The organism is Sphingopyxis sp. H053, from assembly GCF_001468225.1.
Taxonomy (GTDB): Bacteria; Pseudomonadota; Alphaproteobacteria; order Sphingomonadales; family Sphingomonadaceae; genus Sphingopyxis.
Genome location: NZ_LNRU01000015.1, coordinates 33,665 through 55,795 on the forward strand (window position 1 = coordinate 33,665; position 22,131 = coordinate 55,795).

The following is a 22,131-nucleotide window of genomic DNA, read 5'->3' on the forward strand; positions in this document are numbered from 1 at the left end:
CGGTCGCAAGCCGTCGTCGGCGTATCGCCCTGCGTTGATCAGCCCTGCCGCTGCCGCCAGCCCGCATAGAGATCGGGTCTGCCGGTCAGCCGGACGGGCAGGTGCCGGATTTCCATCGACTGCTGCGAAAACGGCTTGGCCAGATCGTCGTAGATCGCCGCCGTCGACAGGCCGTAGGGGGCGCCGTCCTCGTTCGAATAGGCATAGGTCACGGCGTTGATTCCCGTGAGGCGCATCGCCGCCATGCACATTGGGCAGGGATGGCCGCTCGCGAAGACCGCGCAGCCGCTGAGGTCGGCGCTCAGCGACTTGCTCGCGAGCCGGATGGCATTGAGCTCCGCATGCGAGGTCGGATCGCCGGTCGCCGATATTTCGTTGACGGCCTTGGCGATGATCCGCCCGTCACGGACGATCACCGCGCCAAACGGCCGGCCGCCCTTTTCTGCATTGGCATAGGCGAGCGCGATCGCTTCGCGCAGATATTCTTCGGTGTTTTCCATTATCGTGGCATTCCCGTCGGCTTGTCTTCGCGTCGGAAAATGCCACGATCCTTGGTCGGCTGTCCATCCAGACAGCCTGTTCTTTCGGGGGTTCGGCCCAATTCTGGCGTCAGTCGAACAGGCGCTCGGCATAAACGCCGCGCAGCTGCGCAAAATTGTCCCAGTGCGGCACCGGCGTCGTACCGCGCAGCCGGGCTTCGAGCACATCGACATGGCTGTGCCAGCCCGCGCTGACGTTGAGCAGCACCGACGGATCCTCGACACGGCTGTGGACGATCGTGAGCAGCACTTCATCGCCCTTTTCCGTGAGGGTGAAAGTCACGCCGCCCGTGCTGCCCCAGCTCATCGCCAGCAGGCGCGGGGCGTCGATCGCCTCGACTTCGCACGTCATGCGGTGCTCGTCGCCAAAGCCCTCGGGACGCGCGCCCGGCGGGTCGGTGAGTTCGTCGTTGCGCCAGACGAGTTCGACCGGTGCACCGATCATCTGCTCCATCGCGCCCGCGGCGAGCCACCGGCGGCGCAGTTCGCCATCGGTCAGGTACGACCAGACGCGCTCGATCGGGCCGGGGAGCAGGCGCTCGATCGTCAGCGTCGCGGGCTCGGTGAGCACGCCGTAATTGTCGTGGGTCAGCATCGTCGTCATCACTTTTCTCCTTCTTTCCCGGGGAGGGGCTTCTTGGGGGGAGGGGGGACGGCATCTTCGGCACGCAGCAGCCGTTCGAGCGTATCGAGCCGGTCGGTCCAGAAGCGGCGGTACATGCCAAGCCACTGGTCGGCGCTCATCAGCGGCACCGGGTCGAGGCTGCAGACATGGGTGCGCCCGCGCACGTCGCGGCGGACCATCCCGGCACTTTCCAGCACCTTGATATGCTTCGATGCCGCGGCGAGCGACATCGTGAAGGGCTCGGCCAGCTCGCCGACCGTCCGTTCGCCGGCGGCGAGTTCGCCCAGCATCGCCCGGCGCGTCGCATCGCCCAGCGCGTGGAAGATTGCATCGAGTGTGTGCGAATCATGTTCAACCATGGGGTTGAATATTGATCGACTCGATTTTATTGTCAACCGATTGGTTGAATTATTTCGCGTTGGCCCCGGCGATCCGGTTTCGTGCGTCCTCGCGATAGAGCGACCAGTTGGCGGGGCATTTGTTCACCGCCTTCGGCAATCCCTGCATGCCTTCGGTGACCCAGCAATCGTTGAAGATCGAGCAATAGCAGGCGCGGACCTTGAGCTTCCACCGCTCCTTGTTGAACGTCTGCCAGATCTTCTCGGATGCGGGGGTGCGCGGCAGGCTGACGAATTCGATCGTCTCGCCGGGCCGCACGGCGATCCCGGTCGAAGGCGAGGTGGAAAAGCGCACGGCGCGTGCCTGTGTTTCCCCGGTGCAGCATGCTGTGAGCAAGTCGATCGGGGTGGTGATCGGCTTGCCTTCATAGCGGATTTCGATGGGACCGAGGATCGCGGGGCCAACGCCATTGTTCGTCAGCGACAGCGCGATATCCTGATTGCCGTCCTTGTCCCCATTGCTTGTCCCGAAGGTGACGAACGGCATCACCCCGCCGCTCTGCATCTTCTGCGTCGCGTCGGCCTGAACGAAGGCGAAATAGGCGAGCGCGAGCGAGGCGATCAGCGCGGGCAGGCCGATGAGGAAATGCGCGATCGTGATGAACGGCAAATAGCGCAGGAAGCGCGATCCGATGGCCGCGGCGTCGGGCGCGGACACGGCAGGTTCGGGTGTGGTGTCGCGGCTCGACGTTTCGCTCATCACTATCCTCTTTCGTTGCCTGGGGGCGCATGCCTAGACCGGCTTGCTGATTTTTCCAATCGGCCCTGTTGCCGGCAACCATTCTGAAACCGCTCGCATCGACCGGTGCATTGCGTTTATGATCGGTGCCATGCTGACCACGCTCCTTTCCGCGCTCGCGCTCGCCGCCCAATCGACCCCCGCTCCGCCGCAGGCGACGCAATTGCCGCCGGCTACGCTGCCGCCGATTCCCGCGCCCGTCACGCCCGTTGTCGAGGCGGATACGCGGCCCTATGTCGCGCTCGCCACCGATCTCGGGACGATCACCGTGCGGATCGAAAACAAGCGCGCGCCGATCACCGCCACCAATTTCCTCCGCTATGTCGATGCGAAGCGGATGGACGGGTTCAAATTTTATCGTTCGACCAAAAGCTGGGGTCCGGCGAACCAGCTGGTGCAGGCGGGCAACCGCGGCGATGCGCGCAAGAATTTTCCGCCGATCGCGCACGAGCCGACCACGAAGACGGGGCTGACCAACTGCAAGGGCGCGCTGTCGATGGCGCGGCTCAACCCCGGCGATGCGACGAGCGATTTCTTCCTGCTCTTGTCCGATATCAAGGGCTTCAACGCCGATGCACCCGGCGGCGACGGCGCGGGTTTCGCGGTGTTCGGCGAGATCGTCGGCGGCGCCGACGTCGCCGAGGCGATCTTCAACGCCCCGATCTCGCCGACCGCGGGCGAGGGCGTGATGGTCGGCCAGATGCTCGAACCCCAGGTGACGATCAAGACCGCGCGGCGCGTCCCGACGCCGGTCGGCGCTCCGCAAGGGTGTGTCGTCAAAGCGCCGTAAAGCTGCGCCGGACCCCTATCATTTATTTTGCGTTCATCCGCGCTGTGGCTATACCGCGCGCATGACTCAACATGCCCCTTCGCGCGCGACCCTGCGCCTGCTCGCCGCCGCACTTGCGATTACTCCCATGCTGGCGGCCTGTGCCGGGGGCGGCAATGTGAAGAAGGACACGCGCTACGTCGCGCGCGACGTCAACACGCTGTACCGCGCGGCGCAGGACCGGCTCGACCGCCGGCAATATGGCCTCGCCGCGGCGCTGTTCGACGAGGTCGAGCGCCAGCACCCCTATTCGCCGTGGGCGCGCCGCGCGCAGCTGATGAGCTCGTTCAGCTATTATATGGACCGCGAATATACCCCGGCGATCGAGGCCGCGCAGCGCTTCCTCGCGATCCATCCGGGCAACAAGGACGCGGCCTACGCCTATTATCTGATCGCGCTCAGCTATTATGAGCAGATTAGCGACGTTACCCGCGACCAGAAGATCACGCAGCAGGCGCAGAACGCGCTCGGCGAAGTGATCCGTCGCTATCCCGACAGCCGCTATGCGTCGGACGCGCGGCTCAAGGTCGACCTGGTGCAGGACCATCTCGCGGGCAAGGAAATGGAAATCGGCCGTTTCTACCAGCGCAGCTCGAACTGGCTCGCCGCATCGATCCGTTTCCGCGAGGTCGTCGACAAATATCAGACGACCAGCCACGCGCCCGAGGCGCTCTATCGCCTGACCGAATGCTATCTCGCGCTTGGCATCCCCACCGAGGCGAAAAAGTCGGCCGCGGTGCTCGGTGCCAACTATCCGGGCAACGAATGGTATGCGCGCGCCTACAAGCTGATGCAGAAGAACGCGCCGAGCGCCTGATCGCGCCGGGAATAGATTCTGCCTTTGTTCTGCGGTAAGGACAGCTCGTGCTAACCGCTTTATCCATCGCCAATATCGTCCTGATCGAACGGCTCGACCTCGACCTCGATTTCGAGGCCGGGCTGGGCGTGCTGACCGGCGAGACGGGGGCGGGCAAGTCGATCCTGCTCGACGCGCTGGGCCTCGCGCTCGGCGCACGCGCCGATAATGCGCTCGTACGCCAGGGCACCGACAAGGCGCAGGTGACGGCGAGTTTTGTCGCGCCGGCGCCGGGGACGAAGCTCGCGGCGCTGCTCGCCGAGAATGAGATTGCGCTGGAAACCGGCGAACCCTTGCTGATCCGCCGCACATTGAAGGCCGACGGCGGCAGCCGCGCCTTCCTCAATGACCAGCCCTGTTCGGCGGCGCTGTTGCGCGAGGTCGGCACCTATCTCGTCGAAATTCACGGCCAGCACGACGACCGCGGCCTGCTCGCCCCCGCGGGGCACCGCGCGCTGCTCGACGCCTATGCGCGCGCCGATACCCGCGGCGTTGCCGCCGCCCATGCCGCATGGCGCGCCGCCGAGGACAAACTCGCTGCCGCACGCACGGCAATTTCCGAGGCCGAACGCGACCGCGAATGGCTCGAGCATTGCGTCGCCGAATTGCAGACGCTCGCGCCCCAATCCGGCGAGGATGCCGAACTCTCCGAAGCGCGCGCCACGATGCAAAAGGGCGAAAAGGTCGCCGGCGATCTCGGCGCGATCATGGAGACGTTCGAGGGCAGCGACAGCGGCCCCGCGCAACTCCGCGGCGCGGCGCGGCGGCTCGACCGGCTCGCGGGCGACCATCCGTTGCTCGCCGAGGCGCTCGCGGGGCTCGACCGCGCGATCATCGAGGCCGACGAGGCCGAGAGCAAGCTCCACGAAGTCGCGCGCGCGATGGAATATGATCCCGAACGGCTCGAGGCGACCGAGACGCGGCTGTTCGAACTCCGCGCGATGGCGCGCAAGCACAATGTCCAGCCCGACGAACTTGCCGAACTCACCGGGACGCTCGCCGCGCGGCTCGACGCGATCGAAGGCGGCAGCGCCGGGCTGGCGAAGCTCGAAGCCGCGGTCGCCGAAACCGCCGCGGCTTATACCCACGCCGGGACCGCGCTGTCCGACCAGCGGAGCAGGGCCGCGACCCGCCTCGACGCCGCGGTCGCGGGCGAACTTGTGCCGCTGAAACTCGACGCCGCGCGCTTCCAGACGCTCGTCGAACGCCTGCCTGCCGAGCGCTGGGGGCCCGAGGGCATGGACCGCGTCGAATATCTGATCTCGACCAACCCCGGCGCGCCCTTCGCGCCGCTCGCCAAGATCGCATCGGGCGGCGAACTCTCGCGCTTCATCCTCGCGCTCAAAGTCGCGCTTGCCGAGGAGGGCGGCGCCGACACGATCATCTTCGACGAAATCGACCGCGGCGTCGGCGGCGCGGTTGCTTCGGCGATCGGCGAACGGCTCGCGCGCCTTGCGGGCGCGGGCAAGCAATTGCTCGCGGTGACGCACAGCCCGCAGGTCGCCGCGAAAGGCGCCGCGCATTTCATCATCGCCAAGTCGAGCCAGGGCATTGTCACCCGCACCAGCGTCCACGCGCTCGACGAAGCCGGCCGCCGCGAAGAAATCGCGCGCATGCTCTCGGGCGCCGAAGTCACGGCCGAGGCGCGCGCGCAGGCCGAGAGGCTGCTGGAGACCGCGGTATGACTGCGCCGCATCCGCTCGACCGGCCCGTCTGGAGCATGCTTACCGGGCGGCAGGCGCATCTCGCCGAGGGCGATGGCGCCGCAGTGCGGATCGACCGCGGCTATGGCGTCTTCGGCGCCGCTCCCGACACCGGCGCCGCGGCGCTTGCCGCGCTCGCCGCACTCGTCCCCGATGAAGGCGAAATCTGGATCGTCGAGGGCGAGCCGTGGCCGGTCCCTCCCGGCACGCGCGAAGTGAAGCGCGCGGTGCTGGCGCAGATGGTCGCCGAGGGCGCGCCGCCACCACCGCGCGAAGGCGAGCCCGCGATCATCGCGCTCGGCGACGATGATGCCCCCGAAATGGCGTCGCTCGCCGGGCATGCGAAGCCCGGACCATGGGGTCCGAAGACGCATCGCTACGGCCCCTTCTTCGGAATCCGCGAAAACGGCCGGCTGCTCGCAATGGCGGGGCAACGCATATTGGTTCCCGGCATGGCCGAGGTCAGCGGTGTCGCGACGTGGGAGGATTGCCGCGGCCGCGGGCTTGCGCGCGCGCTGATCGGCCACGTCATGCGCGAAATGGTCGCGCGTGGTGAACAGCCGTTCCTGCACAGCTATGCCGACAATGCGGGCGCGATCGCACTCTATGAATCGCTCGGCTTTCGTATCCGGCGAGAGGTGCATGTGCTGGCGATCGCGAAATGATGGACCGCCGCCAGCATCTCGCCGCAATGCTCGCGATGGCGGCCGCGCTTCTCCCCGCCACCAAACTGCGCGCCCTGGAGGCCAAGATGGAAGACGCCGATCCCCAATATGGCCTGCTCGGCCAGATGATGGCGCAGCCCGGCCAGCGTGCCGCGCTCGTCGCGATCCTGGCTGAAGGCACCGGGACAATGCCCGGCAACATCGCCTATCTGATCGGCGAGGACAGCGCGAACCCCGACGCGATCTGGATCGTCGAGCTGTGGGACAGCAAGGAAGCGCACGCCGCCTCGCTGAAGCTTCCCGCGGTGCAGGACGCGATCAAAAAGGGGCGTCCGCTGATCGCCGGATTTGGTACTCGCGCCGAGTTCAAGCCGGTGGCAAAGGCCGGTGCATGACCGAAATCGAATCCCTGTCGCAGGCCGACGCCGCCAATGAATTGATGCGGCTGGCGAAGCAGATCGCCTATCACAGCAAACGCTATCATGCGGAGGATGCGCCGGAGATTGATGACGCCGATTATGATGCGCTCGTCCGCCGTAACAACGAACTCGAAGCCGCCTTCCCGGCGCTGATCCGTGCCGACAGCCCAAACAGCCAGGTCGGCGCCGCGGTCGAGGCGTCGCCGCTCGCCAAGGTCACGCACGCGCAGCGGATGATGAGCCTCGACAACGCCTTTGCGGCCGAGGATGTCGAGGAATTCGCCGCGCGCGTGCGGCGCTTTCTCAACCTTAGCGCCGACGCCGTGATCGCGATGACTGCCGAGGACAAGATCGACGGCCTCTCCTGCTCGCTGCGCTATGAAAAGGGCAAGCTGGTCCAGGCCGCGACGCGCGGCGACGGTAGCGTCGGTGAGGATGTGACCGCGAACGTCCGCCACATCGCCGACATTCCGCAGGAGTTGGGAGAAGAAGCTTTCGGATTTCCCGAGGTCTTTGAGGTCCGTGGCGAAGTCTACATGGCGAAAGAGGACTTCGCTGCACTCAATGAGCGGCTGCTCAACGAGGGTAGGGCGTTGGCTGACCAGCGCGGACAGGAGTTCGACCCAGCGACGGTACGTCAATTCGCTAACCCTCGTAACGCTGCAGCAGGATCGCTCCGTCAGAAGGACGCCAACGTAACGGCTTCGCGCCCGCTGCGATTCTTGGCCCATGGCTGGGGCGAGGTAAGCATGTTACCGGCGGACACGCAGTTCGGCGTAATGAATGCGATTATGAAAGCAGGAATACCGGTATCGCCGGAGCTAAAACGTTTTGAATCAGTGGCTGAAGTCCTCGCGCATTATGCCGAGATCGAGCGCCGCCGCGCCGACCTGGATTATGACATCGACGGCGTCGTCTACAAGGTCGACAGCCTCGCCTGGCAGGCGCGCCTCGGCTTTGTCGCCAAGGCGCCGCGCTGGGCCATCGCGCATAAATTCCCCGCCGAACGCGCGCAGACGACCTTGGAAGCGATCGACATCCAGGTCGGCCGCACCGGCAAGCTGACCCCCGTCGGGCGGCTCGTCCCCGTCACCGTCGGCGGTGTCGTCGTCTCGAACGTCACGCTCCATAACCGCGACGAGATCGGCCGCCTCGGCGTCCGCCCCGGCGACCGCGTCGTCATCCAACGCGCGGGCGACGTGATCCCGCAGGTTGTGGAGAATCTGACCCGCGACGAAGCGCGCGCGCCTTATCTGTTCCCCGACCATTGCCCCGTTGAATTCGGCGGCTGCGGCAGCGAGGCGGTCGCCGAAGAGGGCGAGGTCGATGTGCGCTGCACCGGCGGGTTGATCTGTCCCGCGCAAAAGTTCGAGCGTCTGCGCCATTTCGTCAGCCGCGGCGCGCTCGACATCGAAGGGCTGGGTGAAAAGAGCATCGAGGAATTCTTGCGGCTAGGCTGGCTCGACAAGGGTCCCGCCGACATCTTCCGGCTAAAAAGCCACCGCGCCGAACTGCTCGGCCGCGAGGGGTGGAAGGAAAAGTCAGTCGACAATCTCTTCGCCGCGATCGAGGCGAAACGCTCGCCCGACGCCGCGCGGCTGCTCTTCGGACTCGGCATCCGTCACGTCGGCGCGGTGACCGCGCGCGATTTGCTCAAGGGACTCGGCGATATCGCGCGGCTCCCCGAAAAGGCGGCGGAGATCCACGCCTATCTCGAAGCGAACCCGCAGGGCGAGGGCGAATCCGACGGCAAATATACGACGCGCAAGGTCGAGGCGTTCAAGGCGATCCTCGAAGTCCGCGCCGACGGCATTGGCCCCGCCGTCGCCGAAGCGCTCGCCGATTTCTTTCACGAACCCCACAACCGCGATCTATGGGACGACCTCCTCTCCGAAGTCTCGCCGCCGCCTTACGTCGTCGAGACGCGCGAGAGCGAAGTGTCGGGAATGACGGTCGTCTTCACCGGCAAGCTCGAAACAATGAGCCGCGATGAGGCCAAGGCGCAGGCCGAAGCGCTCGGTGCCAAGGCCGCGGGCAGCGTCAGCGCCAAGACCGATCTTGTCGTCGCGGGTCCCGGCGCGGGGTCGAAGCTCAAGCAGGCGAGCGCGCTCGGCATCCGGGTGATCGACGAGGCTGAATGGGCGGCGATCGTCGCCGCGGCAGGGTAAGTAATATCATTCCGTCACCCCGGACTTGATCCGGGGCCTGCCTTTCTTGAAGGAGTAAAGGCGGGTGCCGGGTCAAGCCCGGCATGACAACAAGGGGATGATGATAAACGGTGCGCGCTGTCACAGACGGCGCGGCGGAAATGCTGTGAGGGGGCCGCATGGCAAAGCGTGATTATCTTCAGAACCTGATGCGCGATCTCGAATCGCATACCGAGGTGCGGCGGTTCGGTAGCGGCTGGCTCTCGGGCTTCTTCGGGCTGCTCTTCGCGGTCGCCGGCTTCTTCATGGTAATCGCGCTGCGCTTCCCCGACTGGTTCGCGACCCCCGAGCTTGAAATCATCAAGCATTGGGGCGGCTTTCGCGGGCTGGTCCATGCGATCCTGCTCGTGAGCTATGGCCTTTCGCTGCTCAGCCTGCTGCTCCGCCCGCGCAAGGCGCTCGGCCTCACCGCGCTGATGATCGGGCTCGCCGCGATCCTCGTCGGCGGTGCGAACGTCCAGCCGCAGGAAACGCGCGACTGGGGCATTTTCTTCGGGCTCGACTTCTTCGTCGTGAACCTGCTCGTCACCGGCTTCATGTTCGCGCCATTGGAGCGCGCCTTTCCGCATCGCCGGACGCAGCGCCTGTTCCGCATCGAATGGCGCGAGGATCTTTTCTATTATCTCGTCAGCACGATGTTCGTGCAGGTTCTGGGCTTCCTCGCGCTCGCGCCCTCGACGATCATCAACGAGAATACGTCGAACTGGGAGGCGTTCCGTGCCGGGGTCGCCTCGCTGCCGTGGATCGTCCAGTTCGCCATCGTGCTCGTCGCGTCGGACATGGCGCAATATTTCTTCCATCGCACCTTCCACCGCTACCCCTTCCTCTGGGGTTTCCATGCGGTGCACCACAGCGCGAAATCGATGGACTGGCTCGCGGGATCGCGGATGCATTTCGTCGAGATCATCCTTTTGCGCTCGATCACCTCGCTGCCGCTCTTCACCTTGGGTTTCGCGCCGTCGGTGATGCAGGCCTATATCGGCTTCGTCTATGTCTGGTCGTCGCTGCTCCACGCCAATGTCGGCGGCAATTTCAACCGGCTGGGCCACTGGATCGCGACCCCGCGTTTCCATCACTGGCACCATGGGCTCGAGCGCGAGGCGTTCGACGTCAATTTCGCGATTCACTTTCCGTGGATCGACAAGATGTTCGGCACCTTCCACCTGCCCAAGGACCGCTGGCCCGAAAATTACGGCATCCCCGAAGATGTGCCGCGCAGCTATTGGGGCCAGTTCCTCTATCCCTGGACGCGCACGGGCAAGAAGACCGACGAAACGCCGGCTGAGTAGGGCAATCTGTCCGCTTGCCAGCATCGTGGGCGCGCCATAAGGCGCGGGGCGTGAGCCTGCTCGCCGCCTTTCGCCGTCCCGGCATCCTGCTGCTTTTGCCGCTGCTGCTCGCGCTCGCCGCGCGGGTGCTCGTCGCGCCGGGCTGGATGATCGAGAGCGATGCGGGCGGGTCGATTACCGTGCGCATCTGTTCGGATCCCGCCAACCCCGGCGGCACGATGACGATCCCGCTCGAGAAAGCCGGCGACCATAATGCGGGCGAAGCGCAGCAACATTGCCCGTGGGGCGCGCTCGCCAATGCGCCGATCGTCCCCGACCTGCCGGTACTCGCCGCCGCGCCAGTCACGGGCGAACCCGTCCCCGTCGCGGCACGCTCGCTCGGCTTCGCGCCGGGCATCGCCTCACCGCTGCCGCCGAGTACCGGACCACCCGCCTTCGCCTGATCCAGACCAATCGGCTGCCCGCGCTTTCGCGCGGCGCGGCCCATGACTGTATTCAGCGAAGGAAAATCTATGAAAACCCGTACCCATGGGGCCGCGCCGTTGCTGGCGCTTGCGACCTGTCTTGTCGCCGCTCCCGTCCGTGCCGAAGAGGTCGATTCGACCATCATCGTCACCGCACCGACCGCCACCGACGCTGCCGAGGAGCGCGCCGCACGCACGCCGGGCGGCACGGACGTCGTGTCATACGACGACTATGCCGACAAATCGGTCGTAAGCCTGCGCGACACGCTCGCTTTCTCACCGGGCGTTTATCTCCAGCCGCGTTACGGGCAGGAGGTTCGCATATCGGTCCGCGGTTCGGGCCTGTCGCGCGGCTTCCACATGCGCGGGCTGACGCTGCTCCAGGACGGCGTGCCGATCAACCTCGCCGACGACAATGGCGATTTCCAGGAACTCGAACCGATCTTCTTCGACCATCTCGAAGTCTATCGCGGCGCCAATGCGCTGCGCTTCGGGTCGGGCACGCTCGGCGGCGCGATCAACGGCGTGACCCCGACGGGGCGCACGGCGAAGGGGATTTACCTGCGCGGCGACGTCGGCAGCTTCGACAGCGTGCGCGGCCTCGTCTCGGCGGGCGTCGCGAGCGACCGCGTCGATGCGTGGGGCGCGATCAGCGCCGATACGTCGGACGGCGACCGCGACCATGCGAAACGCCGCAGCCTGCGCTTTCAAGGCAATGTTGGAATGCGTTTCAGCGACGTGGTGAACACGCGCTTCTACGCCAGCGTCAACCATATCCGGCAGGAAATTCCCGGCGCGCTGACGATGGCGGAGGCTCTGTCGACCCCGCGCAAGGCCAACGCTGGCGCGGTCGCGGGCGATCAGGCGCGCGATATCGACTCGCTGCGCCTCCAGAACCGCACAAGCTTCGACTGGGGCGCTCTGACCCTCGACGTCGGCGGCTTCGTCAACGCCAAGTCGCTCCACCACCCGATCTTCCAGCTCATCGACCAGAAGTCGGTCGATGTGGGAGGCTTCTTCCGCGCCGACTATGCGACCGGCCCGGTCGAAGTCACGCTGGGCGGGGAAATCCGCCGCGGCAGCACCGATGCGCGCCAGTTCGTCAATACCGGCGGGCGGCGCGGCGTGCTGACCTTCGACGCCGACCAGAAAGCGCAGACCGCGACGCTCTATGGCGAAGTCCGCGTGCGGCCGGTCGAGGCGCTGACCTTGATTGCGGGCGGCGTCTACGCCGACGGCTGGCGCAAGCGGACCGTCAATTTTTCGAGCAGCCCGGCGACCGACGGCCGGATCGACTTCGACGCCTTCTCGCCCAAAGTCGGCCTGTTGTTCGAGCCGGCCGCCGATATCCAGATCTTCGCCAACTACAGCCGCTCGGCCGAATTCCCCGGCTTCGGCGAAGTGTTCCAGACGATCGGCACCCCGCCGACGAGCACGGTCGTTTCGGACATCCGCCCGCAGCGCGCATGGACCGCCGAGATCGGCACGCGCGGCAGGCGTGGTTTCGCGAGCTGGGATATCGCCGTCTACCGCTCGACGCTGAAAGGCGAGTTGCTCCAGTTCACGACGAACGCCAGCATCCCCGCCGCGACCTTCAACGCCGCCCGCACGCTCCACCAGGGCGTGGAGGCCGGATTGGATCTGGCACCGACCGACTGGCTGCGGCTGCGGCAGGTCTACACCTACAGCGACTTCCGTTTCCGGGGTGACGCGCAATTCGGCGACAACCGTCTGCCGGTCGTGCCGAAACACGTCTACCGCGCCGAACTCCGCCTCGGCAGCGACGCGCTGCACATCGCGCCGAACCTCGAATGGGTGCCCGACGGACCGTTCGCCGACTACCGCAATCAGGTCCGCACCCCGGGCTATGCGCTGCTCGGCGTCACCGGCGGCGCGGCGATTGCGCAGGGCATCGACGCCTTTGTCGACGTCCGCAACATCACAGGCAAGAAGGCGATCGGCGATATCAGCGCGGCGATCGCCGTCACACCCGCATCGGCGATCTATTACCCCGTCGAACGCCGCGCGGTCTCCGCGGGCATCCGCGCGCGCTTCTAAAGGGCAGGGCAGGGGATGACCGACAGCAACCGCGTTCCGCTCTATCGCACGATCTGGCGCTGGCATTTCTACGCCGGGCTGTTCGTCGTCCCCTTTGTCTTGATCCTGTCGGCGACGGGGGCCGCCTATCTGTTCAAGCCGCAGATCGACCGGTGGGAGGAGCGCGCATGGCGCGACCTGCCGTCGGCGGGCGCGGTCGACGCCGATGCGCGGGTCGCCGCCGTGCTCGCGGCCAATCCGGGCGCGAGCTTTCATTACTACCGCATCCCCGAAGCATCGGGCGATGCGGCGGTCGTCCATATCGGCCTGCCGGATGGGGGAATGCGCGATGTCGCCGTCTCGCCGCAGGGACAGGTGATCGGCGCCGCGGATCCCGACCAGCGCATCTCGGCCTGGCTCTCGCGCATCCACGGCACATTGCTGATCGGCCGCGCCGGCCGCCTGCTCGTCGAACTCGCCGCGAGCTGGGCGATCGTGATGATCCTGACCGGCCTCTATCTCTGGTGGCCGCGCGGACGCGGTGCGGCGGGCGTCGTCTGGCCGCGGCTGTCGCTCGGGGGTCGCGCGGCGCTGCGCGACCTCCACGCCGTCACCGGCTTCTGGGTCTCGGGCCTCGCGCTGATCCTGCTTTTCACCGCGCTGCCGTGGACCGAGGTGTGGGCTAGCGGCCTTCGCACCGTCCGCGCCGAAATGGGTTGGGTGTCGGGCGTTCAGGACTGGAAGGGCGGCGCCAACCCGCACGCCGCGCACGATCATCATGCGATGGCGGCGGCCCAGCCGGCGGGACCGCCTCCGCAAGCGCGTCTGGAATATATCGTCCTCCGCGCCCGCAGCGAGCATATGCCCGCGCCCGCAATCATCCAGCCGCCGGGCGCACCCAACGCTTTCGGTCCGCCGAATGGCAATATGTGGACGCTGACCACACTTACCCAGAATCGCCCGCTGGTGCGCAAGGTGAGCTACGACCCTGAAACGAGCCTCGAAGTCGCGCGCAGCGGCTTTGCCGAAAAACACGCCATCGACCGCGCCGTCGGTTACGGAATCGCATGGCACGAGGGCCAGCTCTTCGGCCTCGCCAACCAGTTGATCGGCGTCGCGACCGCGCTCGCGCTCTTCACCCTCGCCATCTCCGGCTTCCTGATGTGGCGTCGCCGCAGACCCGATGATGCGCTCGGCGCGCGGCCCGCTGCGCGCGATCCCGCAAAGCTCAAGGGCGTTGCCGCGTTGATCCTGATCCTCGCCGCGCTTCTCCCCATGCTCGCCGCCTCGCTGATCCTCCTCTGGATCGTCGAGCGATTGATCCTTCCGCGCATGCCGGGCATGGCGCGATGGCTCGGCGTTGCGGCGAAGGCCCCGGCGCGCCTATAGGTTGCCAATGGCCCGCGCCCTCCACCTGTTCGCCCTGCTCATCGCGCTGCTCCTCGCCCCGGCCGCGTTCGCGCAGGAGCGCGGCCCGGTCGTGCTCGCGGCGGCGAGCCTGCAGGAGTCGCTCACCGAAGCGGCAAATGCGTGGGCGGCGAAGGGGCACGCCAAACCCGTCCTTTCCTTTGCCGCCTCGTCGGCGCTCGCGCGGCAGGTCATGGCGGGCGCCCCCGCCGACCTCTTCCTCTCGGCCGACGAGGAGTGGATGGACGCGGTCGCGAAGGCCGGCCTGCTTCGCGCGGGCACCCGCACGACCTTGCTCGGCAACCGCCTCGTGCTGATCGCCCCCGCATCGAGCAAGGTCCGCCTGACCCCGGCGCGCGGCTTCGCGCTCGCCAGGGCGCTCGGCAGCGGCCGTCTTGCGCTCGCCGATCCCGACGCGGTGCCTGCGGGCAAATATGCGAAGGCGGCGCTCACGCATCTCGGCGTCTGGGCGAGCGTCGCGGCCAAGGTCGCCCCCGCCGAAAATGTCCGCGCGGCGATGGCGCTCGTCGAACGCGGCGCGGCGCCGCTCGGCATCGTCTACGCAACCGACGCGCGTGCGTCGAAAGCGGTGCGTGTCGTCGGTGTTTTTCCGGCATCGAGCCATCCGCCAATCCGCTACCCCGTCGCGCTGCTCAAGGCGTCGCGAAGCAGGGACGCCGCGGGTTTCCGCGCCTTCCTGCTGTCGAAACAGGGCCGCGCGATCTTCGTCCGCCACGGTTTTTCGGCGCCCTGATGCTTTCACCCGAAGAGTGGGGCATTGTCGCGCTGTCGCTGAAGGTCGGCGGCGTCGCGGTGCTCGCCACGCTTCCGATCGCCTTCGCGCTCGCGTGGCTGCTCGCGCGCCACCGCTTCCCCGGCCGCGTTGTCCTTGATGCGCTCGTCCATCTGCCGCTCGTCCTGCCCCCCGTTGTCACCGGCTGGCTGCTGCTGATCGCCTTCGGCCCGTTCGGCCCCGCCGGGCGCTGGCTCGAAAGCTGGTTCGGGGTGAGCCTGATGTTCCGCTGGACCGGCGCCGCGCTGGCGGCGGCGATCATGGCGCTGCCGCTGATGGTGCGCGCGATGCGGCTGTCGATCGAGGGGATCGACCGGCGGCTCGAGGGCGCGGCGCGGACGCTCGGCGCGAGCCCCTGGCACAGCTTCTGGACGATCAGCCTGCCGCTCGCGCTCCCCGGCATCCTCGCCGCGCTCGTCCTCGGCTTCGCACGCTCGATCGGCGAGTTCGGCGCGACGATTACGTTCGTCTCGAACATCCCCGGCGAAACGCGCACGCTGCCGCTCGCCATCTATTCGGCGCTGCAGGTGCCCGGTGGCGAAGCGATGGTGACGCGGCTCGCGCTGCTCTCGGTCGCGCTTTCGCTCGGCGCGCTGGTGCTTTCCGAATGGCTCGTCCGCCGCACGCATCGCGAAAGGCAGCGCCATGGCGATTGATATCGACGTCGCCAGGCGTCTCGGCGACCGCAGCATCGCCGCGCGCTTCACCGCGGGGCCCGGCCTGACCGCCCTGTTCGGGCCATCGGGCGCGGGCAAGACGAGCATCCTCAACATGGTCGCGGGACTGCTGAGGCCCGACCGCGGCCATATCCGTATCGGCGACCGCACGCTGTTCGACGGCGCCATCGACCTGCCGCCCGAGGCGCGCCGCGTCGGCTATGTCTTTCAGGACGGGCGGCTCTTCCCGCACCGCCGCGTCCGCGCGAACCTGACCTACGGCCATGACATCGTGCCGGCGGCGCATCGCTGGATGACCCTCGACGAGGCGGTACAATTCCTCGGCATCGCCCATCTGCTCGATCGTTGGCCGCATAGCCTGTCGGGGGGCGAGGCGCAGCGCGTAGCGATCGGCCGCGCCTTGCTCGCGGGGCCGGAAATCCTGCTGATGGACGAACCCCTGTCGTCGCTCGACACCGCGCGGCGCAACGATATCATGATGGTGATCGAGCGGATTCGCGACGAGCTCAAACTGCCGATCCTCTACGTCAGCCACGACCGCGCCGAGGTCGACCGGCTCGCGACCTCGGTGGTGGCGATCGGCGAATAAAGTTTCACATGAAACCATTTTGATGATAGAAGCGGTCGTATGGAAAGCCAGTTTACCCATGTCCATGACACGCCGCCGCCGGGTGCCGCGGCCGACTGGACGATTTCGCAGAATTGGGACGCCTTCACCGCCGACGAGCATGCGATGTGGGACCGCCTCTTTGCGCGCCAGTCGGACATGCTCCCCGGCCGCGCCGCCGACGCCTTCCTGCGCGGGATCGACGTGCTGCGCCTCGAAAAGCCGGGCATCCCCGATTATCGCGAGCTCAACGCGCGGCTGATGGCCGCGACGGGGTGGCAGGTGATCGCGGTGCCGGGGCTCGTCCCCGACGAGGTCTTCTTCGACCATCTCGCGAATCGCCGCTTTCCGGCGGGCAATTTCATCCGCACCCCCGAACAGCTCGATTACCTCCAGGAACCCGACGTCTTCCACGACGTCTTCGGCCATGTCCCGATGCTCGCCGACCCGGTGTTCGCGGACTATATGGTCGCGTACGGCGAAGGCGGGCTGCGCAGCCTCAAGTTCGACGCGCTGAAACAGCTCGCGCGGCTTTACTGGTACACGGTCGAATTCGGCCTGATCCGCGAAGCCGGCGGCCTGCGCATCTATGGCGCGGGCATCGTCTCGTCCTTTGCCGAAAGCGTTTTTGCGCTCGATTCGGACAGCCCGAACCGTATCGGCTTCGACCTCGCGCGCGTGATGCGCACCGATTACCGGATCGACGATTTCCAGCAGAATTATTTCGTCATCGACAGCCTCGATCAGCTGCTCGACACGACGGTGAACACCGATTTCGCGCCGCTCTATGCCAAAAATGCCGCGCTGCCGCCGATTCCGATCGCCGACTTCCTGCCGAAGGATGAGGTGATCACGCGCGGCACACAGGAATATGCGCTCGCCAAGAGCGGCTGACCGTCACTCGCCGCTTTTACGGACCGTCGTCACCAGCTGGCGTCGCTGCTGATAGGCTTCGCGGTCGGGCGGCACGGTATAGATCCCGCGCAGCAGCGCCGCGTCGTGGCTCGACAACTCGCGGCGCTCTGCTTCGCCGTCGAACAGCGCCAGGATCGAATCCTTCGGCGGCGGCGGATTGCTCCGGAACTCCGCGAGCGCGACCATGGCGGCATAGGCGGCGACGGCATCGAGCGGCGTGCCGTCGGCCTGTTCGACGTCGATCACGACGGTCGCCGACTGCAACGCGCGCACGACCTGCGTGCTGACGATGCTGCTGTTGTAGAGCTTCACGTAAAAATCGCTGATCGGCATCCCGTCGCGGCTTTCGTCGCGCGTCGTGTACCACCAGCGGATCGCACCCGTGCCGTCGAGCACGCGATCGCGCGCCACCGGCGCCAGCTCGGCGAACTGGTCGGGCGCCTTGCGGCGCACCGCGCGCGCAAGGCTCCGGCCGTCCGAGCTGAAGGCGACGACGATATTCGCCTGGCAATCTGCGGGGGCGACCGGGGCACCCGCGGCAGCGGCGACCGTGCGAACGCGTGCGTTGACGATGGCCGCGACCGTTTCGTCGACCCCGACCGTGCGCGGGCACACGGGATCGACCCACCGCGCGAGCGGCTTGAGCTGCGCGATCCCGGCGCGCCGCACATATTCGGCCGCGCGTTTCTTCGCTTCTTCGCGGGTAACGGGTGTCCCCGTGACGATAATCGCATCGGGATCGTCACCGGCAACGGGCGCGGCGGCGAGCAGGGCGATGGCGGCGAACAGGCTCATGGCCGGGTCAATCGCCGCTCTTGGGCTTGGCGATCGCGGTAACCAGCTGGCGGCGGTGCTGATGGGCCTCGCGGTCGGGCGGCAGGCTATAGATAGCGCGCAGCAGCGTCTGATCCTCGCTCGACAACGCGCGCCGGTCGTCCTCGCCGTCGAACAGCGCGAGGATCGAGTTTCCGGGCGGCGGCGGGTCGCTGTCCATTTCGGCCATCGCCACCATCGCGGCGAAGGACGCCACGGCATCGAGCGGCGTGCCGTCGGCCTTTTCGACATCGATCACGACGGTCGCGGCGGTCAGCGCGCGCACCGCCTGTGTGCTGATGAGGCTCGATCCATAATGCGATAACGTCGGGCCCGCGCCGTTGATGACCGGCCCGCCGCCTTCGCTATGTCCGACGGCCCAGGGCAGCGGCGCGGTCGAGGCCGATACGGCATCGCGGCTTTGCACGCGCGTGCTGTACCACCAGCGGATCGCATCGTCGCCCTGCGCCGTCCGCTCGCGCGCCGCTGGCGACAATTCGCTCAGTTGCATGGGCGATTTGCGCAGCATCGCGCGCGTCAACGCGCCGCCGTTCGAAGTGAAGACGATGGCGATATTGGCGTCGCAGCCCGATGGGGCGACCCGCGCTCCGGCCGCGACGGCAACCTCGCCGACCCGCTTTTCGACGATGGCCGCCACTGTGTCGTCGACCCCGATGACGCGCGGGCAGACCGGCGCGATCCAGCGCGCGATCGGGCGCAATTCGGCGACACCCGTCCGGCGGACGAATTCGAGCGCGCGCTTGCGGGCTTCGTCGCCGGTGACGGGCGTGCCGGTCACGACGATAGGGTCGGGGGTGTCGCTGGCGACGGGCATGGCGGCAAGCAAAGCGACGGCGGTAAAAAGGCTCATGGCCGATTCCTCCCGGTGACTTGCGCTAGGCTAGCAAATCGCCGCGATATTTCCAGCGTTTAGCTTACCAGCTTCCGAAGCTCGCATCCGATGGGCTCGCGCGGTGGAACGCGCGTTCCTTGCGGCGCCAGCCATAGCGGCGGCGTTTGACGAGCAATAGGCACGGCCATTCGGCGCTGCCGCCGCGCGCGGCGAAGCGAAAGCCCTGTGCGCGGTAGGCGGCGAGCACCGGCTCCATCTGCCGCGCGATGAGGCCGGCCAGGATCGCATGGCCGCCCGGTGCCGTCGCGGCGGCAATATCGGGGGCGAGGGTGATCAGCGGTCCCGCAAGGATGTTCGCGATGACCAGGTCATAGGGCGCACGGTGCTTGATCGACGGGTGATTGGTCCCCGGTGCCACCGCGAGCGCGAGCCGCCCGCCGCCGCGTCCCAATGGCACGCCGTTGATCTCCGCATTGTCGCGCGTCACGAAAATGCTTGCGGGGTCGATGTCCGACGCGATCGTTTTGGCGCGCGGCCACAGCGCCATCGCGGCGAAGGCGAGCAGGCCCGTGCCGGTCCCGATGTCGGCGATATTGCGTGGACTCGCCCCTTGCCGCGCGAGCCGGTCGAGCATCGACAGGCAGCCTGCCGTCGTGTCGTGCCCGCCTGTGCCGAATGCCTGGCTCGCGTCGATCAGGAAGGGGGTGCTGCCCGCGGGCACGCGGTCGGCATAGCTGCTCGTGTGGACGAAAAAGCGCCCCGCCTGCACGGGCTCCAGCCCCTGCTGGCTCAGCGTCACCCAATCCTCTTCGGGCAATTGTGCGACGACGGGTTTCTTGCCCTTCGCGCTCGGCACGAACGACTGCAGCAGCTTGAGCAGCGCTGCCCCGGGCTTGGCGTCCATATAGGCGTCGAGCTGCCAAAGCCCGGCGTCCTCGTCGATCTCGCGCGTCACCACGACCGGCGCCTCGGGCGCGGCGTCGAGTTCGGGAATTTCGCCCGACAACGCTTCGGCTTCGTCGCGGGTACAGGGGAGCGAGACGATCCAGCTCATCCGTCCAACCCTGTCACTCCATTACCCTCTTTCGTCATCCCCGCGCAGGCGGGGATCCCGCTTTTTCCGGGCCAGAAGCGGGATTCCCGCCTTCGCGGGAATGACGATGAAAAGAGGTTAGCGCACATAGCTTGCGCCGTTCACGTCGAGCACCGCACCGGTCATCGACGCAGGGGCATCGAGCGCGCACCAGCGCGCCATTTCGCCGACTTCGTCGGGCATTGCGACACGGCCCAGGGGGATGTCGGCAAGCAGTTTCTCGCCGCCGCGGCTCGCCAGATAGTCCTCGGCCATGCCCGTCATCGTGAAGCCGGGGCAGATCGCAAAGGCGAGGATGCCGTCCTTGGCATAGGCGCGCGCGATCGTCTTGGTCATCGCGACCATGCCCGATTTCGACGCGGCATAATGCCAGTGCGCGGGGCTGTCGCCGCGGTACGCGGCGCGGCTCGCGATATTGACGATGCGACCGGGGGCGCCGCGTTCGTGCCAGTGGAGCACCGCATGGCGGCAGAGCTGCGCGCTCGCGGTCAGATTGACCTGCATCGTGCGGTTCCAGTTCGCGAGCCAGTCAGCGTTGGGGTCGCCCAGCGGGTTTGCCTCGAACACGCCGGCATTGTTGACGAGCACGTCGATGCGGCCGTCGAGCCGGTCGAGACTCGCCTGCCACAATCGGTCGGGGGTCGCGGGATCGGACAGGTCGCCGTCGGCGCTCGACAGCGCCACAACCTTGGTCGCACCGGTGGCGAACGCGTCGGCGATCGCGGCGCCGATGCCGCGGCTCGCGCCGGTGATCAGGATATGCGTGCTCATGCCCCGCCTTAGGCAGCGGGGCGGGGCTTGCCAAGCGGGGGAAGCGGCTGTGTTACGCCACGCGGCGGCTGAACTCGCTCGCAGCTTGTTCCAGCTGCTGCAACCGGCCGCCCATCTTGGCGAATTCCTGGCTCAGCACGCTGATCTCGCTCGCGACCATGCCCGAATCGTTGCGGATGCTCGCGATCGTCGACGACATGCTGTCGGCGGCGAGCGCGGTTTCGTCGACCGCGGCGGTGATCGAGGTGACCGTCTGCGCCTGCGCGTCCATCGCGTCGCGGATGCGCTGTGCCGAGGTCTGCACCTCGACGATCGTCGCCTGGATCGACTGGTTGGCGCTGACCGACCCGCGCGTCGCCTGCTGGATCGCGGTGATCTTGCCCGCGATATCGTCGGTCGCGCGCGCGGTTTCGTTGGCGAGGCTCTTCACCTCCTGCGCGACGACGGCAAAGCCCCGCCCCGATTCGCCCGCACGCGCCGCCTCGATCGTGGCGTTGAGCGCGAGAAGGTTGGTCTGCCCCGCGATCTCGCGGATCAGGCCCAAAATGGATTCGATCGATTCGGCATGGTGCGACAAGGTCGCCGACATCGCGACCGCTTCGCCCGCCTGCTCGGACGCGCGCGTTGCGACGCTGGCCGAGGCTTCGACTTCGCTGCGTGCATCCTCGATCGCGCGGATCAGGCCTGCGGCGGTCGAAGCGGCTTCGCGCATCGCCATCGCCGATTGTTCGGACGCCGCGGCGACTTCGCTGGTCTTGGCGATCATGCCCTTCGCCGCCTGGTCGGCCGAGGCCGCCTGCTTGGCGAGCTGCTCGCGCACCCCGTCGGTGTCCTGCACCAGCGACGCGATCGAGCGGTCGAAATCGCCCGCGAGCGTCTGCCGCTCGCTCGAGATCACCGCGCGGTCGAGCTTTTTGGCATAGCGGTGCATGATGTCGAATTCGAGCAGCGCGAGGCGATTCACCGCGCTCGTCAGCCGCGCCAGCCGTTCGGCGTCGCCGAAACAGGCTTCGACGACATATTCGATCGTCAGCCGCTGGCTTTCGGCGATGCACGACATCACCGATGCGAGCGGCAGCTTCACGCGCCGCGCCATATGGGCGTTCTGGCACGCGATCGTCGCGACCTCCTGGCCCGCGGCGTCGGCATATTTGGCCACGGTGTGGCGCGCGCTGCCGCGGACATAGGATTCGAATAATTCGCCCTCGACGCGGCGGTCGACGCTGGGCAGCGTATTGAACGCATTCCAATAGGCCGCGGCGATCGCTTCCTCGCGGCCGGCGATGATGGCGTGAATTTCCGTCGCATTGGCGGCAAGGCGCCCGTCGAGATCGTAATAGGGAAAGCGATCGGCCATCGGCACCGGATCGATCTGCTGCTTATGAATCGGATTTTCCTTCACCATGATCTTGGCTTCCCTGATCGACCCAAA

At 67.0% G+C, this 22,131-nt stretch carries 23 protein-coding genes; 14 read left to right on the plus strand and 9 right to left on the minus strand.

From position 1 onward, the window contains the following. Positions 1 to 38: 38 nt before the first annotated feature. The 4 genes from ATE70_RS21705 to ATE70_RS21720 all read right to left on the minus strand — a co-directional run bounded on the left by ATE70_RS21705 (position 39) and on the right by ATE70_RS21720 (position 2,262). Positions 39 to 500 carry a nucleoside deaminase gene (locus ATE70_RS21705; RefSeq protein WP_058539627.1) on the minus strand — a complete coding sequence of 154 codons (462 nt, stop codon included), beginning with the start codon at positions 498 to 500 and terminating at the stop codon, positions 39 to 41. 109 nt (positions 501 to 609) lie between these two features. Beyond that, positions 610 to 1,143 (minus strand): SRPBCC family protein, encoded by a 534-nt coding sequence (locus ATE70_RS21710; protein WP_058539628.1) that lies wholly within the window; start codon positions 1,141 to 1,143, stop codon positions 610 to 612. Beyond that, positions 1,143 to 1,523 (minus strand): ArsR/SmtB family transcription factor, encoded by a 381-nt coding sequence (locus ATE70_RS21715; RefSeq protein WP_058539629.1) that lies wholly within the window; start codon positions 1,521 to 1,523, stop codon positions 1,143 to 1,145. The genes ATE70_RS21710 and ATE70_RS21715 overlap by 1 nt, the downstream gene beginning before the upstream one ends. 49 nt (positions 1,524 to 1,572) lie before the next feature. After that, positions 1,573 to 2,262: a hypothetical protein gene (locus tag ATE70_RS21720; RefSeq protein WP_058539630.1), complete on the minus strand. Its 690-nt coding sequence runs from the start codon at positions 2,260 to 2,262 to the stop codon at positions 1,573 to 1,575. A 130-nt stretch (positions 2,263 to 2,392) separates the two neighbouring features. Here ATE70_RS21720 and ATE70_RS21725 point away from each other — a divergent pair, with 130 nt between their 5' ends. From ATE70_RS21725 to phhA, 14 genes are all read left to right on the plus strand, one after another. Further along, a complete protein-coding gene (locus ATE70_RS21725) occupies positions 2,393 to 3,091 on the plus strand; it encodes a peptidylprolyl isomerase (protein ID WP_058539697.1) in 699 nt (232 codons plus the stop codon). Between the two features lie 61 nt (positions 3,092 to 3,152). Then, on the plus strand, positions 3,153 to 3,947 hold the full coding sequence (locus tag ATE70_RS21730) for an outer membrane protein assembly factor BamD (RefSeq protein WP_056368495.1): 795 nt from the start codon (positions 3,153 to 3,155) through the stop codon (positions 3,945 to 3,947). A 47-nt stretch (positions 3,948 to 3,994) separates the two neighbouring features. Next, complete coding sequence (recN, locus tag ATE70_RS21735) at positions 3,995 to 5,671, plus strand: DNA repair protein RecN (protein WP_058539631.1); 1,677 nt, start codon at positions 3,995 to 3,997, stop codon at positions 5,669 to 5,671. Further along, complete coding sequence (locus tag ATE70_RS21740; protein WP_058539632.1) at positions 5,668 to 6,354, plus strand: GNAT family N-acetyltransferase; 687 nt, start codon at positions 5,668 to 5,670, stop codon at positions 6,352 to 6,354. The genes recN and ATE70_RS21740 overlap by 4 nt, the downstream gene beginning before the upstream one ends. Continuing rightward, entirely contained in the window at positions 6,351 to 6,749 is a 399-nt protein-coding gene (locus ATE70_RS21745) for a putative quinol monooxygenase (protein ID WP_058539633.1), read from the plus strand. The genes ATE70_RS21740 and ATE70_RS21745 overlap by 4 nt, the downstream gene beginning before the upstream one ends. Then, positions 6,746 to 8,941: an NAD-dependent DNA ligase LigA gene (ligA, locus tag ATE70_RS21750; RefSeq protein WP_058539634.1), complete on the plus strand. Its 2,196-nt coding sequence runs from the start codon at positions 6,746 to 6,748 to the stop codon at positions 8,939 to 8,941. Before ATE70_RS21745 ends, ligA begins: the two co-directional genes overlap by 4 nt. Before the next feature lie 158 nt (positions 8,942 to 9,099). Continuing rightward, on the plus strand, positions 9,100 to 10,269 hold the full coding sequence (locus ATE70_RS21755; RefSeq protein WP_058539635.1) for a sterol desaturase family protein: 1,170 nt from the start codon (positions 9,100 to 9,102) through the stop codon (positions 10,267 to 10,269). Between the two features lie 50 nt (positions 10,270 to 10,319). Continuing rightward, positions 10,320 to 10,712 carry a DUF2946 family protein gene (locus ATE70_RS21760; RefSeq protein WP_058539636.1) on the plus strand — a complete coding sequence of 131 codons (393 nt, stop codon included), beginning with the start codon at positions 10,320 to 10,322 and terminating at the stop codon, positions 10,710 to 10,712. A gap of 69 nt (positions 10,713 to 10,781) precedes the next feature. Further along, positions 10,782 to 12,791, plus strand: a complete 2,010-nt coding sequence (locus ATE70_RS21765; RefSeq protein ID WP_058539637.1) for a TonB-dependent receptor family protein — start codon at positions 10,782 to 10,784, stop codon at positions 12,789 to 12,791. 15 nt (positions 12,792 to 12,806) lie between these two features. Next, positions 12,807 to 14,159, plus strand: a complete 1,353-nt coding sequence (locus ATE70_RS21770) for a PepSY-associated TM helix domain-containing protein (protein WP_058539638.1) — start codon at positions 12,807 to 12,809, stop codon at positions 14,157 to 14,159. Positions 14,160 to 14,166: 7 nt separating this feature from the next. After that, positions 14,167 to 14,931, plus strand: a complete 765-nt coding sequence (gene modA / locus ATE70_RS21775) for a molybdate ABC transporter substrate-binding protein (RefSeq protein ID WP_058539639.1) — start codon at positions 14,167 to 14,169, stop codon at positions 14,929 to 14,931. Next, positions 14,931 to 15,626 (plus strand): molybdate ABC transporter permease subunit, encoded by a 696-nt coding sequence (gene modB, locus ATE70_RS21780; RefSeq protein ID WP_058539640.1) that lies wholly within the window; start codon positions 14,931 to 14,933, stop codon positions 15,624 to 15,626. Before modA ends, modB begins: the two co-directional genes overlap by 1 nt. Next, on the plus strand, positions 15,616 to 16,236 hold the full coding sequence (locus ATE70_RS21785; RefSeq protein ID WP_058539641.1) for a molybdenum ABC transporter ATP-binding protein: 621 nt from the start codon (positions 15,616 to 15,618) through the stop codon (positions 16,234 to 16,236). Before modB ends, ATE70_RS21785 begins: the two co-directional genes overlap by 11 nt. A gap of 39 nt (positions 16,237 to 16,275) precedes the next feature. After that, on the plus strand, positions 16,276 to 17,148 hold the full coding sequence (phhA, locus tag ATE70_RS21790; protein ID WP_058539642.1) for a phenylalanine 4-monooxygenase: 873 nt from the start codon (positions 16,276 to 16,278) through the stop codon (positions 17,146 to 17,148). Positions 17,149 to 17,151: 3 nt separating this feature from the next. Here phhA and ATE70_RS21795 read toward each other — a convergent pair whose 3' ends face one another. From ATE70_RS21795 to ATE70_RS21815, 5 genes are all read right to left on the minus strand, one after another. Beyond that, positions 17,152 to 17,964 carry a hypothetical protein gene (locus tag ATE70_RS21795; RefSeq protein WP_058539643.1) on the minus strand — a complete coding sequence of 271 codons (813 nt, stop codon included), beginning with the start codon at positions 17,962 to 17,964 and terminating at the stop codon, positions 17,152 to 17,154. Positions 17,965 to 17,971: 7 nt separating this feature from the next. Then, positions 17,972 to 18,853: a hypothetical protein gene (locus ATE70_RS21800; protein ID WP_058539644.1), complete on the minus strand. Its 882-nt coding sequence runs from the start codon at positions 18,851 to 18,853 to the stop codon at positions 17,972 to 17,974. Between the two features lie 64 nt (positions 18,854 to 18,917). Then, the gene (locus ATE70_RS21805; RefSeq protein ID WP_058539645.1) at positions 18,918 to 19,889 is read right to left on the minus strand and encodes a 50S ribosomal protein L11 methyltransferase; all 972 of its coding nucleotides are present in this window, start codon (positions 19,887 to 19,889) and stop codon (positions 18,918 to 18,920) included. 117 nt (positions 19,890 to 20,006) lie between these two features. Continuing rightward, positions 20,007 to 20,699, minus strand: a complete 693-nt coding sequence (locus ATE70_RS21810) for an SDR family NAD(P)-dependent oxidoreductase (protein ID WP_058539646.1) — start codon at positions 20,697 to 20,699, stop codon at positions 20,007 to 20,009. A 52-nt stretch (positions 20,700 to 20,751) separates the two neighbouring features. Continuing rightward, positions 20,752 to 22,104: a methyl-accepting chemotaxis protein gene (locus tag ATE70_RS21815; RefSeq protein ID WP_058539647.1), complete on the minus strand. Its 1,353-nt coding sequence runs from the start codon at positions 22,102 to 22,104 to the stop codon at positions 20,752 to 20,754. Between the last annotated feature and the right edge of the window lie 27 nt (positions 22,105 to 22,131).